The sequence below is a fragment of the Bradyrhizobium sp. USDA 4454 genome (genome assembly GCF_054822705.1).
In genome coordinates this window covers 2,857,057-2,876,111 of sequence record NZ_JBTRCN010000001.1, presented here as the reverse complement: position 1 = coordinate 2,876,111, position 19,055 = coordinate 2,857,057, and the positions used below count along the sequence as shown (strand labels likewise).

The following is a 19,055-nucleotide window of genomic DNA, read 5'->3' as shown; positions in this document are numbered from 1 at the left end:
GGCACCAACCATACGAGTGCAGCGGAGATGCCTCGATGGATTGGCCCGCCTGCGGGGTGGGCACGGCCTGTTCTGCTGGGTGTAAATTAGATAAGCTGCTCAGCCAAGCGCTTTGAGAAGCGCTGCCGTGACATGGTCGACTGGCAAAGAGGCATCTACCGTTCTTAACAAGCCCTTGGCACCATAGTAGTCGGTCAGGGGCTTGGTTTGATTGGCATAGGCCAACAGTCGAGCGCCGAGCGCCTCCTCATTGTCGTCGGCCCGTACGGCTTCTCCATTGGCGTGGGCTTGCATCGCGCGCCCGAGTATTCGGTCCAGCAATTGGTGCTCGTCAACCCTGAGCTCGAGCACGCAGTGCAGCTCGTGACCATTGAGGATCGCGTCGAGGCTCTCTGCCTGGGCCACCGTGCGAGGAAACCCATCCAAAATGAAGCCTTTCTCGGCATCGGGCTGTGCGACGCGCTCTGCGATCAACTCGAGCACGAGCCGATCTGGCACGAGGTCGCCCCGCTCCATGATCTCTTTAGCGTGTCGACCGACTGCTGTTCCCGCAGAGACTGCCCCGCGCAGCATATCGCCGGTCGAAAACTGCGGAATCCCGAGGATCTGCGAAAGCTTGAGCGCCTGCGTCCCCTTGCCCGCGCCAGGAGGTCCCAATAGGACAAGCCTCATTTCAGTCCTCCCTCAGCGCGATTTTCGGATCGCGGCGCGCGAAATGGCCGTCTCAATCATTTTCCGGGCTTCGTCTGCATCTCCCCAACCTGCAAGTCGCACCCACTTGCCAGGCTCGAGATCCTTATAATGAAGGAAGAAGTGCTCGATCTGCTTCCAGGTGATCTCGGGCAAATCAGTATACGTCTGCACATGTGGGTAGCGCTGGGTGAGACGGTCCGACGGCACCGCGATGATCTTCTCATCGCCGCCGCCATCATCTTCCATTCTCAAGACTCCGACAGGGCGCACGTTGATCACGGCTTCTGGAACGGTCGGACGGGTATTGGCGACCAGTACATCGATCGGATCACCGCCTTCGGACAGCGTGCGCGGCACGAAGCCGTAATTGCCGGAATAACGGGTCGGCGTGTAGAGGAATCGGTCGACCACGAGCGCGCCGGAACTCTTGTCGAGTTCATTCTTGATCGGCTCTCCCCCGAGAGGCACCTCAACGACGACGTTGACGTCCTCCGGCGGCGCATGGCCAATTGCGATCGCATCGATGTTCATCTATCCGCCCTCACCGCTTACGCGCTTTTCTTGTTCTGCCGGTTCTGCACGAGGTCGTCGACCACGGCGGGATCGGCCAGGGTCGAGGTGTCGCCGAGGCTCGACGGCTCGTCCTCGGCGATCTTGCGCAGGATCCGGCGCATGATCTTGCCGGAGCGGGTCTTGGGCAGGCCGGGCGCGAATTGAATGAGATCCGGCGAGGCGATCGGGCCGATGTCCTTGCGGACCCAGGCGACCAGCTCCTTGCACAAGGCCTCGGTCGGCTCGGTGCCCTTCATCAGCGTGACATAGGCGTAGATGCCCTGGCCCTTGATGTCGTGGGGATAGCCGACCACGGCGGCTTCCGACACCGCCGCATGTGCGACCAGCGAGCTCTCGACCTCCGCGGTGCCCATGCGGTGACCGGACACGTTGATGACGTCGTCGACGCGGCCGGTGATCCAGTAATAGCCGTCGGCGTCGCGCCGGCAGCCGTCGCCGGTGAAATACTTGCCCTTGTAGGTCGAGAAGTAGGTCTGCTCGAACCGGGCGTGGTCGCCATAGACGGTGCGCATCTGGCCCGGCCACGACTTGGCAATGCAGAGATTGCCCTCGGTCGCGCCGTCCAGCGTCTTGCCTTCGGCGTCGACGATCTCAGGCACCACGCCGAAGAACGGCCGCGTCGCGGATCCCGGCTTCAGCTTGGTTGCGCCGGGCAGCGGCGTGATCAGGATGCCGCCGGTCTCGGTCTGCCACCAGGTGTCGACGATCGGGCAGCGCTCCTCGCCGACCACGCGGTGATACCACTCCCAGGCTTCGGGGTTGATCGGCTCGCCGACCGAGCCGAGCAGCCGCAGCGACTTGCGCGAGGTCTTCGTCACCGGCTCGTCGCCGCCCTGCATCAGCGCGCGGATCGCGGTCGGCGCGCGGTGTAGAAGATGTTGACCTTGTGCTTGTCGACCACGTTCCAGAAGCGCGAATTGTCGGGGTAGTTCGGCACGCCCTCGAACATCAGCGTGGTCGCGCCGTTACAGAGCGGCCCATAGAGGATGTAGCTGTGGCCGGTGACCCAGCCGACGTCGGCGGTGCACCAGTAGATGTCGCCGTCGTGATAGTCGAACACGTATTGATGCGTCATCGAGGCGAACACGAGATAGCCGGCCGAGGTGTGCAGCACGCCCTTCGGGGTGCCGGTCGAGCCTGAGGTGTAGAGGATGAACAGCGGATCTTCCGCGTTCATCGGCTCGCACGGGCATTCCGATGTCACCATCTCGGCGGCCTCGTGGTACCAGAGGTCGCGCGTCGGGTTCATCTCGACCTTGCCGCCGGTGCGCTTCACCACCACGACCCAGTCGACGCCGCCGGTTTTGGCAATGGCCGCATCGACGTTGGCCTTCAGCGGCACCTTCTTGCCGCCGCGCAGGCCTTCATCTGATGTGATCACCACCTTGGAGTCGCAGTCCTTGATGCGCTGGGCGAGGCTGTCCGGCGAGAAGCCGCCGAACACCACCGAGTGGATGGCGCCGATCCGCGCGCAGGCCAGCATGGCGTAGGCCGCTTCCGGAATCATCGGCAGGTAAATCGTGACGCGGTCGCCCTTGCCGACGTTCCGCGTGCGCAGGATGTTGGCCATCTTGCAGACTTCGTCGTGCAGCTCGCGGTAGGTGATGTGCCTGGATTCGGAAGGATCGTCGCCCTCCCAGATGATCGCGGTCTGGTTGCCGCGCTTGTCCAGATGGCGGTCGATGCAATTCCAGGCGACGTTCAGCTCGCCGTCCTCGAACCATTTGATCGAGATGTTGCCGGGCGCGAAGCAGACGTTCTCGATCCTGGTCGGCGCGTGCATCCAGTCGATGCGCTTGGCCTGCGCTGCCCAGAATGCGTTCGGGTCCGAGACCGAGCGCGCGTACATCTCCTTGTACTTGGCCTGGCCGACCCAGGCGCGCTTGGCCCATTCCGCGGGGACGTCGTAAATCTTCTCGGAAGTCTCTCTGGCCAATTCATCCATCGCATCCCCTCCTACGCGGTCCGCAGGCTCTATCACGCCCGCAGAAACTGGGTGACCACATCAATTTGCTCGCGGGCCATCAGCGGCGGCACATGGCCACAATCATCGAACTGAAAAACACCGGCCAGCCGATTGCGCTTCCGCATCTCGGCCGCGAGATCGAATGAGAGCAAATCGGAGTCAGCACCGCGGAGCACAAGCACCGGGACCTTGATCGCCTCCCAATAGGCCCAGAGATTGAGCGGCTGAAACCACGGGAGCCTGAAACCCTTCGCAATCTTCGGATCGCATAACAGCACGTATCCCTGTCGGTCATCGTCCCAACGAACACTGTACCTGGTGAGATGACGCCAATGCTCGTCAAGCAAATCACCATAAGGTGCCAGCACTGATCGAAAGTAAGCTTCGGCATCCTCAATGGTCGTAAACAACACGGGCATCTTGCCGATATACTGACCGATACGCTGCAGCCCAGTCGATGATACGAACGGGCCGATGTCGTTGATGACGAGCTTGCGGACGATGCTACCGGGAAAGCCGGTCATGATCAGGCCGATCAACCCGCCGAGCGAGGTTCCGACCCAGTCAATCTCGGTGACGCCAAGACGCGCAATCAGCGCGTTCATATCGGCGCAATATTGAGGGAGCGCATAATGATCTGGATCGCCGATCCAACCGCTGCGGCCACGACCCGCTAGATCGGGGCAGATCACCCGCCTTCCGGCGGCCACCAATTGCTCCGCCAGATGGTCAAAATCCCGTCCCTGCCGTGTGAGCCCGTGCACGCAAACGACTGGCCTGTCGTCCTCGAGAGGCCCCCAATCCGTATAGGCCAATGGGTGAAAGCCGGAGGGCGAGAGCCCGAGCACGACGCCCTCCCGATCCGGCTGCCCGGATTTCGGCGACCCACCCGCCGTGTCCCGTATTAGCCTGCCAGCCGCTTCAAACATATCGCCCTGCAACCTGATCAGCAGGTCCGTGCTCTCCAAGAGAGCACGGACCATGCCGTTCTCGCCTACTTCTTGCCTTCGCTCGGGAGAAACGACGTTCGCATCTTTTCGAAGTCCTCCGTCATCCGCTGCTTCACCATGTTGAAGACCTCAGTGTTCGATTTGACCGTCATTTCGGCAAGCTCACGTGCGTTCGCGATAGCCGTTTCGAATGCCTTGCGGGCGAATTCGCCCTGCTGCTCGCTCGACAACTTCATGTCCCGAATTGCCGTGCGCACCTGCTCGCTCGTGACGCGCAAGATATCCAGTTGGCGGTGAGAGATCGCGGCCGCGCCCTCTGCCGTCAACTGCGCGGCCTTCGACATCGCCTCGATGTTCTTGCGCTGGCTTTCGATCAAGGCGTCGATATTCACGCCTGGTACCTTGAGGTTTTCCGTGAGCTTCGCAAACTGCTCCTTCATGGCTTTCGTCGCGGCTTCGATCTCCTGGCTCATGATCATTCTCCTCGATTAGGTGCTGGCTTCCTCCTTGCGTAACCCGCGCGCGAAGGCTTGCGCTTCGGCCCGGGTTTCGAAGATGTGGGGAGCGACGTGCCGCTCGGCGAGACCCTCGCCCAGCTTGAGACGCATGAATGCGCTGGTCGTGTAACGCGATGCCGAGCTGTAATAGCGCTGCTCGAGATAGGCGATCATCGAGAAATAGGCGTCGCTGACTGCCGGATCCAAATGGAAGCCGTCATAGTTTGCGACGAGCGCCACCGGCTTTCCGACGGCACGACAGGCACGTTCGACCTCGCGGCGGACCAGGTCCACATCCTCGACCGTCCTGACGTCAAAACCCTCGAAATTGACGAACAACGTGTTGCGCTCGGCATCGTAACCAATCCGGTCGGCCATGTTTCGGCCCAGCAGCAGGTGATCCAGTCCCATCGGCCCGTCGCGGAAGATGCGGAGGTCCATCGGCCTAACGTTTCGGATCAGCGGCTCGAATTCCATGTGCGCCAGGACGTCACGATCGACGTCGACTCCGGGCGCTAGTTCAATCAGCTCCATGCCGGCGGGCGTCCGCTGCAAGACGCAGCGCTCGGTGACATAGAAAACTGGCTGTCCGCTTGCGACCGCATGCTCGCCGCTGAACGTGATCTGCTCGACAGCAGAAACGAACTTCCTGGTTGTGCCTTCGCGCAGGATGTGCAGCGCGCCATCCTCAACCGCTACTTTCAATCCGCCGCTGGTGAACGTGCCCGCAAAGACCAGCTTCTTCGAGCTCTGCGAGATATTGATGAACCCGCCGGCGCCGGCCAGCCGTGAACCAAAACGGCTGACATTGACGTTTCCGGCGCTGTCCGCCTGCGCCATGCCGAGGCAAGCAAGATCAAGCCCGCCGCCGTCGTAGAAATCGAACTGCTGGTTCTGGTGGATCACTGCATCCGGATTCAGCGCGGTGCCGAAATTCAATCCGCCCTGCGGCATGCCACCGATGATGCCAGGCTCGGCCGTGAGCGTCAGGAACTTCAGCATGTGCTCTTCCGCCGCGACCGCGGCAACGCCCTCTGGCATGCCGATACCGAGATTGACGACGCCGCCCGGCGGCAGTTCGAAGGCGCAGCGCCGCGCGATGATCTTGCGGTCATCGAGCTCCAGCGGCTTGACGCGGTCCATCGGCACCCGCTGGCGTCCGGAGAAGGCGTGGCTGTAGCTCGCGCCATAGGTCTGGACGTGATTGGTAGGATCGGCCACTACGACGCAATCGACGAGAATGCCTGGAATCTGCACCTCACGGGGGTTCAGCGAGTTGCTCGCCGCGATGCGCTCAACCTGCACGATGACGAAGCCGCGCGAATTCTTCGCCGCCATCGCCATTGCTAGATTGTCCAGCGTAAGCGCTTCGCGCTCCATCGTGATGTTGCCGGCGGGATCGGCAGTCGTGCCGCGCAACAAGGCAACGTTGATCGGAAACGACTTATAGCGCAGCCAATCCTCGTCGTTAATCCGCATCAGCTCGACGAGATCTTCAGTGGTGCTCTCGTTGAGCTTGCCGCCCTGCAAGCGGGGATCGACGAAAGTCTTGAGGCCAACCTTCGAGATCACGCCGGGGCCGCGCGCGGCGATGTTGCGATAGAGATGAGAAATGCAGCCGAGCGGCAGGTTATAGGCCTCGATCCGGTTGGCGAGCGCGAGCTCGCCGAGCTTGGGCACCAGCGCCCAATGCCCGCCGACCACCCGCTTCAAGAGACCGTCATGGGCGAGCCGATTGAGGCCGCGGTCGCCGGCATCGCCCGGAGCTGCCGCGAACATCAGGTTCAGGTCTGCGGGGTGACGGGTCTCGCGATAGCGCTTCTCCAGCGCGATCAGGAGCTCGTCGGGCGTGCCGATGCCGACGAAACCGGACGTGCAGATAGTATCGCGATCCCTGATGATGGCGACCGCCTCGTCGGCCGAAACGATCTTGTCCTTGTTCATCGCGCTAGTCCCTGGCGGAGAGCCACTCCGAAATGCCCTTGCTAAGCGAGCCCTGCGATTTGCTCGAAACGAACAGCCCGACATGACCGCCAGGCAGCTCGATCTCCGAATAGTCTTTGGTGCCGACATGCGCGCCGAGCGCCCGCGAACAGGTTGGCGGGATGATGTGGTCGTTCAGCGCGAAGACGTTGAGGACTGGCGCGGTGAGGTTCGACAGATCGACGCGCCGCCCCGACAGCTCGAATTCGCCTTTCACGAGCTTGTTGTCCTGATAAAGATCCTTCAGCCACTGCTTGGCTGCTTCGCCCGGATGAGCGGGCCGGTCGGCAAGCCATTTCTCCATGCGCAGGAAATTCATCAGCTTGGCTTCGTCGTCAATGACATCGATCAGATCGATATTGTACTTGGTCAGCGAACGCATCGGCGTCATCAGCGAAAACACCGAACTCATGAACTCGCCGGGAAGCCCGCCATAGATATCGACCAGGCGGTCGATATCGGCGCGATCGAGACTGCGCGTCCAGACGTTCAGAAAGCCGTGATGGGTGTCGGGATCGTCACGATCGGCATGGAAGTCGATCGGCGTGATCGTCAGCACTAGGCCCTTGACCTTGTCCGGATGCAGCGCGGCATAGCAGGTGGTGAACACGCCGCCCTCGCAGATGCCGAGCAGTGTGATCTTGTCGTGACCGGTCTCGCGGCAGATGCGCTCGACGGCGGCATGGATGTAGTCGTCGACATAATCGTCGATCGTCAGCCAGCGCTCGCTGCGGTTCGGCTGCCCCCAATCGACCAGCCAGAGATCGAGCCCCTGCCGCAACAGGCTGCGAACCAGCGAACGATCCTCCTGAAGGTCCGCCATGGTGTAGCGGCCGATCAGACCGTAGGCGAGCAGGACCGGCGTCTTCACCTTCTGCTCCGTCAAGGGCGTGTAGCGAAACAGCTCGACCTTATCGCGGCGCATGACCAGCCTCTTCGGAGTTGCGCCGACGTCGACATCCTCGTCCCTGATGGTCGACAGCAGCTTGCCGGCCTTGAGCAGCTTGTCGCTCATCTCAGCAAAGCCATCGCCCTTCGGCGTCTGAGGGCTCATTGCGTGCCTCCGCCGATCCGTCGCTCCAGCGCGCGAACCTCACGCCGCAAGTCGGTGATCTGGCGGGTCAGATCGTCGAAATCCCGCTGCGTCGGCATTCCCAGCACGGCGGCGATCGTGTCCGCTATCTCAGATTGCCGAGCTCTGAACTCGGTCGCGGCCTGTAAGAGTTGCTTTTGCGCGACCAGGAACTCCTCGGAGCGCTGGTGGGCGATCAGCTCTTCATTGGCGAGATCGTTCCAGGCACCAAGCTGCTCGCGCCAGCCGGCACTCTCGCCAATTTGCGGCATCTTCATCTTGTATTGCTGCGCCGTGCGCATCCAAGGCTTTGAGGCGACGAGCTGATAGGCGGCAAGCTTGCTTTGCAACTCGCCCCAGGCGGCCGTCATGTTCGCTAGCTTGCGATCGAAATCGAGGACATCGGCGAGGCGCGGTCCCTTGGCCATGCGTTCGATCGCCTCGGCGAGGTCGTTGCCGGGGCCGACACCGAACCCGCTCTCGGCTGCGCGCTTCATGATGAAGGGCAGCATCGAGCTCGACCAGTTTTCGCTGACGCCGACGGCGCTGTTTGCCATCACGCGCCAGGACTCCATCCACTGCGCGGCGAGCGGCCCGAACGGATTTGCGCCGGAACTCTCCTCAGCCATGGGAGGCCTGCACATAACGATTGCTGCCGTCACCGAAGGCCGCGCTGTAGATCGCGTAGGCATCGTCCAACGTCAGCTCGCGCGGATTGTTGACGAGAAGGCGCGTCTGTTTCATCGCGTCTTCCGCAAGCTTCCTGAGATCGTCGCGGCCGATCCCGACCGAAGCAAGCGAGGCCGGCACCTGGCAGTCGCGGCCGATCGACGTCATTTCGTCGATGAAGGCTCGCGCCTTCTCAGGCACGCTGCCGCGGACGCCCGGCTTCACTATCTCGGCGAGCTCCGCATAGAGCGGCTCGGCCGCGGCCAGGTTGAACTCGAGCACATGGCGCAGCACCAGAGCATTCGACAGACCGTGCGGCACATGGAAGATCGCCCCGATCGGATAAGCGAGCGCATGAACAGCCGCGACCGGCGCATTGGCGAAGGCCATGCCGGCGAGCATCGAACCAAGCAGCATCTCCGAACGAGATTCGAGATCCTTCCCATTCTCGCAGACGCGCCGGACATTGGCCGACAATAGCGCCAGCGCCTGGCGCGCGAGCTGGTCGGACATCGGGTTCTTCTTGACCTTGCTGGTATAGGCTTCGATCGCATGCACCATGGCATCGATACCGGTCGCCGCAGTCACTGGCGCCGGCAGACCGACCGTCAGCTCGGGATCGAGGATGGCCCAGTCCGGGATCAGGACCGGCGAGACGACCCCTTTCTTTTCCGTGGTCGGCGTCGTGACGATCGCTATCGGCGTCACCTCGGAGCCGGTCCCGGCCGTCGTTGGTACCAGTAGCAGCGGCAGGCGCTTTCCTTTTGCAAGGCCCACGCCGTAGATCTCGTCGAGACGGTCGGGCGTCTTCGCGAGATAGGCCACGAGCTTTGCGGTGTCGAGTGCACTGCCGCCGCCGATCGAGAGCACCAGCTCGATCTGGCCAGCCCGACACGCATCCGCGGCCGCCTCCACGATATGGGACGGCGGGTCGGCGACCACCTCATCGAATATGCTGAGCTCGATGCCGGCTGCCGACAGCGAGGCCTCCGCGTCCCTGGTTAGCCCCGCGCCACGCACGCCCTTGTCGGTCACCAGCATCACGCGCTGGGCGCCGTAACTCGCCACCAGCTCGTTGATCTTCCGCGAAGCACCGGGCTCGAACATGATGTTCGACGGCGACTGAAAGGTGAATTTCCCGATCATGTCATGCTCCTTCTTGTCTCGCGCACGCATGTAGTGTGCGATCGGATCAGCTACGCTGAGCGCAACACCAACCGCGCTACAGCGGCTCGCCGCATCACCTCGGTTCGCTACCGAGCTTGCGATTGCGCAGCTCGTCGACGAGGACCTTCGTGTTCTCTGAATAGTCGATTGCGATATCGACGAGATGCACGCCACCGCCCTTGAATGCCGCTTCCAGCGTCGGCAACAGCCCATCGATGGACGTGACACGAGAGCCTTTGGCGCCGTAGGACTCGGCATAGCGGACGAAGTCCGGGTTGCCGAAGGTGAGGCCAAAATCCGGGAAGTCATCCACTGCCTGCTTCCAGCGGATCATGCCGTAGGCGCCATCATTGAGGATCAGCACCACGAGATTCAGCTTGAGGCGGACAGCCGTCTCCAGCTCCTGGCTGTTCATCATGAAGCCACCGTCGCCGCAGATCGCCATGACGCGGCGGTCCGGATAGAGCATCGCCGCCATCATCGCTGACGGCAGCCCAGCGCCCATCGTGGCCAGCGCGTTGTCGAGCAACAGCGTATTGGCGACATAGGTTCGATAATTGCGGGCGAACCAGATCTTGTACATGCCGTTGTCGAGCGCGACGATGCCGTTCTCCGGGATCACCTTTCGAACGTCATGCACCAGCCGCTGCGGCGTCACCGGCCAGCGGCTCTCGGTGGCGCGATCGGCGATGCGGCCGAGAATGCCATCGCGCAGCGGCAGCAGCGCCTTGGCATTGTGCAGCTTGCCTTCGAGCCGATCGGCCAGCAGCTCCAGGCTCGGACCGACGTCGCCGACCACTTCTGCATCCGGGAAGTAAACCTGCTCCACTGTCGCCGGCGTGTAGCTGACATGGATCACCTGCGGCCCCGTCGGCCCCATGATGAAGGGCGGCTTCTCCACGGTGTCGTGACCGATCGCGATGATCAGATTGGCCTGGTCGATCGCCTCGTGCACATAGTCGCGCTCCGACAGCGCGGCCGTGCCCATGTAAAGGCTGGTTCCGCCGGGCACGGTGCCCTTGCCCATCTGCGTCGTGAAGAAAGGAATGCCGGTTCGACGCACGAAGCCCGCGATGCCGAATGTCGACCGCGGGCGGCTCGCCGCAGCAGCCAGCATGATCAGCGGCTTCTTCGCTGCCAGGATCATCTCGGCGGCACGGTCAAGCGCGGCGCGATGCGCGACCGGAATCTCGATCGGATGGATCGGTACCATCGACACCGGCTCGACCTCGTCGCCGGCGATATCCTCGGGCAGTTCCAGCAAAACCGGACCCGGCCGCTCCTCCATCGCGACGCGGAAGGCATCGCGCACCAGCGTCGGAATGCTGGCGGCGCTGACGATCTGCCGGGACAGTTTGGTCAGCGGTTTCATCGACGCGATGACGTCGACGATCTGGAAGCGCGCCTGGCGGCTGCTCATGATCGCCTTCTGGCCGGTGATCAGCACCATCGGCATCGCGCCGAGATGCGCATAGGCCGCGCCGGTCGAGAAGTTCAGCGCGCCCGGACCAAGCGTCGAGATACACACGCCGGGCCGGCCGGTGAGCCGGCCGTGCGTCGCCGCCATAAATGCCGCGGCCTGTTCGTGGCGGGTCAGCACCAATTGGATCTTCGAATTGCGCAGGGACTCGACGACGTCGAGATTTTCCTCGCCCGGCACGCCAAAGACCCGGTCGACGCCCTCATGTTCCAATGCCGCGACCAATAGGTCAGAGCCCTTCACCATGTCCTTCTCCTTCATGTCTGTGGCGTCAGGCCAGGCGCTTGATCACGGCGCCGGCGAAATCAGCCGTCGAGACTTTGCCGCCGAGATCGGCTGTCCGCACATTGTCGACCTGCAAGGTCTGGTCGATTGCGGTTCGCAGCCTGGTCGCGAGATCGTCCCGCTCGACATGCTTGAGCATGAGCCCGGCGGCGAGCAGCAGCGCCAGCGGATTGGCGACGCCCTTGCCGGCGATGTCAGGGGCCGACCCGTGTACCGCCTCGAAGATTGCAGCCTTCTCGCCGATATTGGCGCCTGGCGCCATGCCGAGACCACCAACTAGACCGGACATCTGATCGGACAGGATGTCACCGAACAGATTGGTCGTGACGATGACGTCGAACTGCCACGGGTTCATCACGAGCTGCATGGCATAGGCATCAACGATGCGGTCGTCCATCGCAATCCGCCCTTCATACTCTTTGGCGATTTCGCGGCCGGCCTGGAGGAATAAGCCGGTCAGGGCCTTCAGCACGTTGGCTTTGTGAACCACGGTCACCTTCTTGCGGCCGTGTGCGAGTGCATATTCGAACGCGAAGCGGACGATGCGTCGCGCTTCCGCATGGGTGTTGACGCCCGACGAGATCGCGACCGCGTGTGGATCGTCGCCCACCTGGATGAAGTGCTCGAATGCGACGTAGAGACCCTCGATGTTTTCACGGATGAGGACGAGGTCAATGTCCTCATAGCGACCGCCGGGAATCATCGTCTTGACCGGACGCAGGTTGGCGTAGAGACCGAACTCTTCCCGCAAGCGCACGTTCACGGAGCGGAAACCGCCACCGACCGGCGTCGTCAGCGGCCCTTTCAGAGCGAGCTTGGTGCGGCGGATGCTGTCGATCAGCGCGCCGGGCAACGGATCGCCGGCGCTCTGGATTCCGGCTAAGCCGCCCTGTTGGAGGTCCCATTCGAAAGGCGCGCCGAGCGCATCAAGGATGCGGGTCACGGCGGCCGTGATCTCGGGCCCGATCCCGTCACCGGGTATCAAGGTTGCCGGAATTTGTCCTGACATGTTTATTCCCCCGTGTCGGTCGTAACTGAGGATCACGCCGCAAGCTGGCGCAGCACGTAAGGCAGGATGCCGCCATGCTTGTAGTAGTTGAGCTCGTCGAGCGTATCGATGCGGCAGGTGAGCGGGACCTGCTTCACCGTTCCGTCTGCCATCATGATGTCGACGGTGACGCGCTGGCCGGGCGCGATCTCAGCGACGCCTTTGATTGAGACCTGCTCAGCGCCAGTCAGGCCGAGGCTCTTCCAGGAGGTACCCTCGTCGAAGACGAAAGGCAGGATGCCCATGCCGACCAGATTGGAGCGGTGAATGCGCTCAAAGCTCTGTGCGATGACGGCGCGCACGCCGAGCAGCTTGGTGCCCTTGGCGGCCCAGTCGCGCGAAGAGCCGTTGCCGTATTCGATACCGGCGAACACGACCAGAGGCACATTATCGCGTTGGTAGCGCAACGCCGCGTCGAAGATCGGCAGCCGCTCGCCGGATGGCTGATGTACTGCCCAGCCGCCTTCGGGCGTGAGGCCGCCCTCGCCCTTCACCGCAAAATTCTTGATGCGGATGTTGGCGAAGGTGCCGCGAACCATCACCTCGTGATTGCCGCGCCGCGTGCCGTACTGATTGAAATCCTCTTGGCGGACCTGCATGCCACGCAGGAATGCCCCGGCCGGCGACGAGGCCTTGATCGAGCCGGCCGGCGAGATGTGGTCGGTCGTGATCTTGTCGCCGAACAGCCCGAGAATGCGCGCGCCCATAATATCTCCGGTCGGCGCCGGCTTCATCGTGATGCCCTGGAAATAGGGCGGGTTTTGCACGTAGGTCGAAGACATGTTCCAGCGATAGGTCAGAGCCGCCGTGACCTCGACCGCCTTCCAGTTCGCGTCGCCCTCGAAGACCTCGGCATACTTGCTCTCGAATAGCCGGCGCGTGACGTTGTCTCGGATGAACTGCTGGATCTCGGCGTTCGAGGGCCAGATGTCTTTCAGGTAGACAGGCACGCCAGCCGCCCCGACACCCAGCGGCTCGTTGACCAGATCGACCTGAAGCGAACCGGCCAGCGCGTAGGCGACGACGAGAGGCGGCGAGGCCAGATAGTTTGCCTGCACGTCGGGCGAGACGCGGCCTTCGAAATTGCGGTTGCCGGACAAGACCGCCGCACCGATCACACCGTTGTCATTGATCGATTTCGAGATCTCCTTCGGCAGCGGACCGGAATTGCCGATGCAGGTGGTGCAGCCGAAGCCGACGAGGTAGAACCCCAGCGCATCGAGGTCTCTTTGCAGACCCGATTTTTCGAGATACTCCGCCACGACCTGCGAGCCGGGGGCGAGCGAGGTTTTGACCCATGGCTTGGCCGTGAGCCCCTTGCGCACCGCATTGCGCGCCAAAAGGCCGGCGCCGATCAGCACCGAGGGGTTCGAGGTGTTGGTGCAGGAGGTGATCGCGGCAATCACGACATGGCCGTGGCCAAGCTTGTATTCCTTGCCCTCGACTGCGAACTGCTTCGCAGCCTGGTCTTGCTTGCCATATTCGCTTTCCAGTGCGGTGAGGAAGTTGGTCTTGGCAACGGAAAGCCCGAGACGCCCCTCGGGCCGTTTCGGCCCGGCGAGCGACGGCACGACCTCGTCGAGATTGAGCTCCAGCGTAGCGGTGAAGATGGGATCGGGCATGCCCGATGTCCGGAAAAGCCCCTGCGCCTTGGCATAGGCCTCAACCAGCGCGATGCGATCGCCGGCGCGCCCAGAAAGAGTGAGATAATTCAACGTCTCTTGATCGACCGGGAAGAAGCCGCAGGTCGCGCCGTATTCGGGCGCCATGTTGGAAATGGTCGCACGGTCAGCAAGTGTCATGTGGTCAAGGCCGGGGCCGTAGAACTCGACGAACTTGCCGATCACGCCCTTCTTGCGCAGCATCTGCGTGACGGTAAGAACCAGATCGGTCGCCAGCACGCCCTCGCGGAGCCTGCCGACGAGTTTGAACCCGATCACTTCCGGCACCAGCATGGACAGAGGCTGGCCGAGCATCGCAGCCTCCGCCTCGATGCCGCCGACGCCCCAGCCGAGTACAGCCAAACCATTGGCCATAGTGGTGTGGCTGTCGGTGCCAACCAGCGTGTCGGGATACGCAAAGGTCTTGCCGTCGCGCTCCGTCGTCCAGACCGTCTGGGCCAAATATTCGAGATTGACCTGGTGGCAAATGCCGGTGCCTGGTGGCACCACGCGGAAGTTAGTGAACGCCCCCTGCCCCCATTTCAGAAAGTTGTAGCGCTCGCCATTCTGCTCGTACTCCCTGGCAACGTTATCGTGCAGAGCCCGCGGATTGCCGAAATGGTCGACCACGACAGAATGGTCGATCACGAGATCGACCGGAACCAACGGATTAATTTTCGCCGGATCGCCGCCGAGTTTCTGCATGCCGTCTCGCATCGCCGCGAGGTCGACCAGGGCGGGCACACCGGTGAAATCCTGCATGAGCACACGGGCCGGACGAAAGCCGATCTCCGTTGCCGCCGATCCGCGCTCGTCGGTCCACTTCGCCAGAGCTTCGATGTTGGCGCGCGTCACCGACTGGCCGTCCTCGGAACGCAGCAGGTTCTCGAGCAGAACCTTCAGAGAGAAAGGCAACCGTGAGATACCTGCAAGGCCGTTCTTTTCGGCCTCGAGCAGCGAAAAATAGCTATAAGGCCGTCCAGCGACCTCGAGAATGCGCTGACATCGAAAGCTGTCTAACGTCGTCATGCTCACCTCCCGTCATCCGTCCGCCCGCCCAGTTCACAAGACCCGGGGGGACGCTACCTAAGGAGGGAGGGATGTCCTTGAATGCGCTGACCGTTCTGAGCGGGATCAGCCATGACGTCCTCCCATTTTTTAATGCGTGATGGCTGCGCTGCCCGCTTGGGGACAGCATCAACTCAGCGCTGTTGGGAGCAGGATAGAGGCGGTTACCTGTCAACAACCTGTCGCGGCCGCCAAGGCAACGAGATTTGGCGTTGCTCTCGCAATGTCATGCGAGGCGGAATCTCATCGTGACCCGAAGGCCACGAAGGCGTTTACCCTGGCCGAGTTCGATCGAGCCGCCCATCCGGTCGAGCAACACGCGCACGATCGAAAGTCCCAGACCGCTTCCGTCCGGCGCATCCTGACGGGCGATCCGGTAGAATCGCTCGAACACCTTCTGCCGCTCCGCCGGTGGGATTCCGGGGCCGTCGTCTTCGATGTCCACCACGCCGGTGTCGCCGTTCTTGGACAGTCTCGCGATCACCATCCCGCCGGCTGGCCCATACCGGATCGCGTTGTCGATCACATTGGCCAAGATTTCATCGACCAGAAGCTCGTTGGCTTCGACGGACATCTCTTCCGGCTCTACCTCGAGCTGCAGCTCGATGTTGCGGGCTGCTGCAGCTTGCGCCCGCAGAGCGAGGACGTGCGTCGCCTTCGCTACGAGCGAAATCCTCTCCGCTGGAGATCTGACCAATGCGTCCTCGTCGGCTCGGGCAAGCGTCAGCAATTGCGAAATCATCCGATCCAGACGGACGACCTGGGCGTCCACCTCCATGACCATCTCGGTCATTTCGCTCGAGCCGGCCAGGCGGCGCTTGAGGAGATCCAGATGCGTTCTCAGCGCCGCGAGGGGCGTTCGCATCTGGTGCGACGCATCGGCGGTAAACTGGCGTAAGATCTGGGTCGCGAAATTGACGCGGTCGAGCAATTCGTTGATCGCCTGCGCGGGCGCAAGCGCCTCCTTCGGCACCGTGTGCAGATCGAGCGGCTCGAAGTCTTTTGAGCCGCTCATTCCGCGGCGATCGATCTGCCGCTTCAATTGGGCAAGCGGCCCGAGCCCGCGTTCGACTGCGATCCATGTGAGCAAAGCGATGACCGCGAGGAGCACTGTCTCGGCCACGGCAAGCTCGCGGATCATTTCGCGCCAGAGCTGGTCTCGTGCGTGTTTAGTCTCTGCCACAGCAACCGAGACAGGTTTAGCGATCCCATAGACATGTCGTGATACGGCAGCTATTCGGACGGCATTGCCGTGATAGCCATCATCCCAGAACATCGGCTGTTCCGGCTCAAGTGCGGCGCGCTTGGGCGTAGGCAGGTCGTCGTATCCGGTGACCGTCTCGCCATCCACGCTCACCTTGTAAAAAATACTATCGTCAGACTGCGTCTCGAGCATACCCAGTGCCACTCGCGGCAGATCGACAGTAACCTCGCCGTCCTCGACGGCCAGACGCTCGGCGATCGCCAGCAGCGAGCCTTTCAGCAACCGGTCATGCGTGACTTCCACCACATGGGAGATGACGAGGCTGCCGCCTACCGCCACAGCAATTGCAAGGCATGAAACAGGAACCAGAAGGCCGAGAAGAAACCGGGTTTTGAGCGACGGTTGACGACTCGCCATCAGTGCCCTTCCAGGAGATATCCGAGCCCTCGCATCGTGCGGATTGCAGGTCCATCAGGTCCGAGCTTCTGGCGAAGACGGGCGATATAAAGTTCCAGCACATTCGGGCCAACCGGTTCGTCAAAGCCAAACACCTCCGCGATGAGGCGATCTTTCGGTACCAGCTTGCCGTGGTGAAGTATCAATATCTTCAGAACCGCCATCTCCCGGCGGCGCAAGTCGAGCGGCTTGTCACCGAGGGTCGCACGCCCCATCGCTGGGTCGATCACGAGGGATCCGCACTTCAAAAGCGGATCGGTGCGACCTTGACCGCGTCTGACCAGCGCTCGAACGCGCGCTTCGAGTTCTGACAGATCGAACGGCTTGCGAACGTAATCGTCCGCTCCGAGATCCAGTCCCTTTACCTTGTCTGCGGTGGCATCGCGTGCCGTCAAGATCATGACCGGCACCTTCGAGCCGCTGGCGCGGACCTGACGCAGAACCTCAAAACCCGAGCTATTGGGCAAGCCGAGATCGAGGACCACAAGACTGTAAGGTTCGGAGATGGCGATTGAAGCCGCCCCCGCGCCGTCCGGTTCGTGATCGACCGCAAAGCCCATTGACTTGAGCGAGGCCGAAAGACCTCGGACAAGTGCCATATCGTCTTCAACGATCAGGATTCTCACGGCGCCTCCCCGCCATTGAATTCTCGGCTCCGGCGCTTGTTGTTTGATTTGCACCTTACCGGACCTCTACCACAGAGAAGTCGCGATGGCATCTGCATCTTTGCGGACACATGCGATTATTCGGTAAATCCGTATGAGCCATGCCCTGCGCATTCCTGACGCGCCACGACGCCTGCCCGTGACAGGTTGACGACAGCTCAGCTGTCTACGATGTCTCCATTGCTTTCGCCGCAGCTCTGGACAATTGCGCCCTTTGACTGGGCCGGTCAGACGGTCCCGACCAAGCGCGATCGATGTCGCAAACACAAGAACCCTGAATCGGGTCAAACAACGCGAACCACGGGAGGATAACATGACGACATCCGAGCAATCGAAGATCGGAATGGTGCTGCGCGTCACCAGCGGCAACTTCCTGGAGATGTTCGACTTCTTTCTTTCCGGGGTATTCGCCTCCTACATCGCCAAGGCATTCTTTCCGCTCGAAAGCCAGTACGCATCCCTGCTCTTGACGTTTGTCGCTTTCGGAGCCGGCTTCTTGATGCGTCCGCTGGGGGCCATATTCCTAGGGGCCTACGTCGACCGGATCGGCCGTCGCAAGGGCTTGATCGTGACGCTCTCGATCATGGCTTGCGGAACCGTGCTGATCGCATTCGTCCCAAGCTACGCGACCATCGGCATCGCGGCTCCCCTTCTCGTGCTGATCGGAAGGCTGTTGCAAGGTTTCTCGGCGGGAGTCGAGCTGGGCGGTGTTTCCGTCTATCTCTCCGAAATGGCGACCCCGGGCCACAAAGGGTTCTATGCCAGTTGGCAATCAGCAAGCCAGCAGGTCGCGATCATTGTGTCCGCCGCATTTGGCTTCGCGCTCAACGCCTGGCTTTCTCCGCAGCAGGTCGACGACTGGGGATGGCGAATTCCGTTCTTCGTTGGCTGCATGATCGTGCCGTTCGTATTTTTTATTCGCCGTTCCCTCCAGGAGACGGACGAGTTTCTCGCACGCAAGCATCATCCGACCGTAGGTCAGATTTACCGCTCGATTCTTGCCAATTGGGCTATCGTCCTGTGCGGCATGATGATGGTCATAATGACGACGGTCTCTTTCTACCTCATCACCGTCTATACGCCCACGTTCGGAAAGTCCGTCTTGAAACTCTCCGCGACCGACAGTCTGTTGGTCACAGCCTGCGTCGGCGTTTCGAACTTCTTCTGGTTGCCGATCATGGGAGCATGGTCGGACAGAATCGGCCGGCGGCCTATTCTTGTTGCCTTCTCGTTGCTGGGTCTCGTGACAGCTTACCCTGCTCTTTCGTGGCTGGCAGCGGAGCCAACATTCGGCAAGATGCTTCTGGTCTTGCTTTGGTTGTCCTTCATCTATGCGAGCTACAACGGCGCGATGATCGTCGCACTCACGGAGGTCATGCCTGTCGGCGTGCGTACATCAGGCTTCTCGCTTGCGTACAGTTTGGCCACGACGTTTGGGGGCTTTACGGCCGCCATCTGTACCTGGCTGATTGCGGCCACCGGTGACAACGCCGCCCCCGGCTGGTGGATGAGCGCCGCGGCGGTATGTGGTCTCGTCGGGACTCTATTGGTATATCGAACGCAGGCGGTTGCGACGGCATCCGAAGTGTCCGCCAGCTTGAACACTGTCGGGACCTGA

Annotated in this window: 14 protein-coding genes and 1 pseudogene; 1 reads left to right on the top strand and 14 read right to left on the bottom strand. The window is 61.9% G+C overall.

Annotation, left to right across the window (positions count from 1 at the left end; all coding sequences use genetic code 11):
• Window positions 1-99: 99 nt before the first annotated feature.
• From ACVIW0_RS13130 to ACVIW0_RS13065, 14 genes and pseudogenes are all read right to left on the bottom strand, one after another.
• Entirely contained in the window at window positions 100-672 is a 573-nt protein-coding gene (locus ACVIW0_RS13130; protein WP_461352718.1) for an adenylate kinase, read from the bottom strand.
• Between the two features lie 12 nt (window positions 673-684).
• Window positions 685-1,224 (bottom strand): inorganic diphosphatase, encoded by a 540-nt coding sequence (gene ppa / locus ACVIW0_RS13125; protein WP_461352717.1) that lies wholly within the window; start codon window positions 1,222-1,224, stop codon window positions 685-687.
• A gap of 17 nt (window positions 1,225-1,241) precedes the next feature.
• A pseudogene (gene acs / locus ACVIW0_RS13120) lies at window positions 1,242-3,211 on the bottom strand (acetate--CoA ligase).
• 32 nt (window positions 3,212-3,243) lie between these two features.
• Window positions 3,244-4,215: an alpha/beta fold hydrolase gene (locus ACVIW0_RS13115; protein ID WP_461352716.1), complete on the bottom strand. Its 972-nt coding sequence runs from the start codon at window positions 4,213-4,215 to the stop codon at window positions 3,244-3,246.
• Between the two features lie 11 nt (window positions 4,216-4,226).
• On the bottom strand, window positions 4,227-4,655 hold the full coding sequence (locus ACVIW0_RS13110) for a phasin family protein (protein WP_461352715.1): 429 nt from the start codon (window positions 4,653-4,655) through the stop codon (window positions 4,227-4,229).
• Between the two features lie 15 nt (window positions 4,656-4,670).
• Entirely contained in the window at window positions 4,671-6,623 is a 1,953-nt protein-coding gene (locus ACVIW0_RS13105) for an acyl CoA:acetate/3-ketoacid CoA transferase (protein WP_461352714.1), read from the bottom strand.
• 4 nt (window positions 6,624-6,627) lie between these two features.
• Complete coding sequence (phaC, locus tag ACVIW0_RS13100) at window positions 6,628-7,677, bottom strand: class III poly(R)-hydroxyalkanoic acid synthase subunit PhaC (RefSeq protein WP_461357315.1); 1,050 nt, start codon at window positions 7,675-7,677, stop codon at window positions 6,628-6,630.
• 35 nt (window positions 7,678-7,712) lie between these two features.
• Window positions 7,713-8,363 carry a poly(R)-hydroxyalkanoic acid synthase subunit PhaE gene (locus ACVIW0_RS13095; RefSeq protein ID WP_461352713.1) on the bottom strand — a complete coding sequence of 217 codons (651 nt, stop codon included), beginning with the start codon at window positions 8,361-8,363 and terminating at the stop codon, window positions 7,713-7,715.
• On the bottom strand, window positions 8,356-9,546 hold the full coding sequence (locus ACVIW0_RS13090; RefSeq protein WP_461357314.1) for an iron-containing alcohol dehydrogenase: 1,191 nt from the start codon (window positions 9,544-9,546) through the stop codon (window positions 8,356-8,358). Before ACVIW0_RS13090 ends, ACVIW0_RS13095 begins: the two co-directional genes overlap by 8 nt.
• Before the next feature lie 97 nt (window positions 9,547-9,643).
• Window positions 9,644-11,296, bottom strand: a complete 1,653-nt coding sequence (locus tag ACVIW0_RS13085; protein WP_461352712.1) for an acetolactate synthase large subunit — start codon at window positions 11,294-11,296, stop codon at window positions 9,644-9,646.
• Between the two features lie 25 nt (window positions 11,297-11,321).
• Complete coding sequence (locus ACVIW0_RS13080; RefSeq protein WP_461352711.1) at window positions 11,322-12,344, bottom strand: isocitrate/isopropylmalate dehydrogenase family protein; 1,023 nt, start codon at window positions 12,342-12,344, stop codon at window positions 11,322-11,324.
• Between the two features lie 32 nt (window positions 12,345-12,376).
• A complete protein-coding gene (acnA, locus tag ACVIW0_RS13075) occupies window positions 12,377-15,073 on the bottom strand; it encodes an aconitate hydratase AcnA (RefSeq protein WP_461352710.1) in 2,697 nt (898 codons plus the stop codon).
• 265 nt (window positions 15,074-15,338) lie between these two features.
• Window positions 15,339-16,733: a sensor histidine kinase gene (locus ACVIW0_RS13070; protein ID WP_461352709.1), complete on the bottom strand. Its 1,395-nt coding sequence runs from the start codon at window positions 16,731-16,733 to the stop codon at window positions 15,339-15,341.
• The gene (locus ACVIW0_RS13065; protein WP_461352708.1) at window positions 16,733-17,398 is read right to left on the bottom strand and encodes a response regulator; all 666 of its coding nucleotides are present in this window, start codon (window positions 17,396-17,398) and stop codon (window positions 16,733-16,735) included. The genes ACVIW0_RS13070 and ACVIW0_RS13065 overlap by 1 nt, the downstream gene beginning before the upstream one ends.
• A gap of 352 nt (window positions 17,399-17,750) precedes the next feature.
• On the opposite strand from ACVIW0_RS13065, the gene tcuC reads away from it, so the two are divergent.
• Complete coding sequence (gene tcuC, locus ACVIW0_RS13060) at window positions 17,751-19,055, top strand: tricarballylate/proton symporter TcuC (RefSeq protein ID WP_461352707.1); 1,305 nt, start codon at window positions 17,751-17,753, stop codon at window positions 19,053-19,055.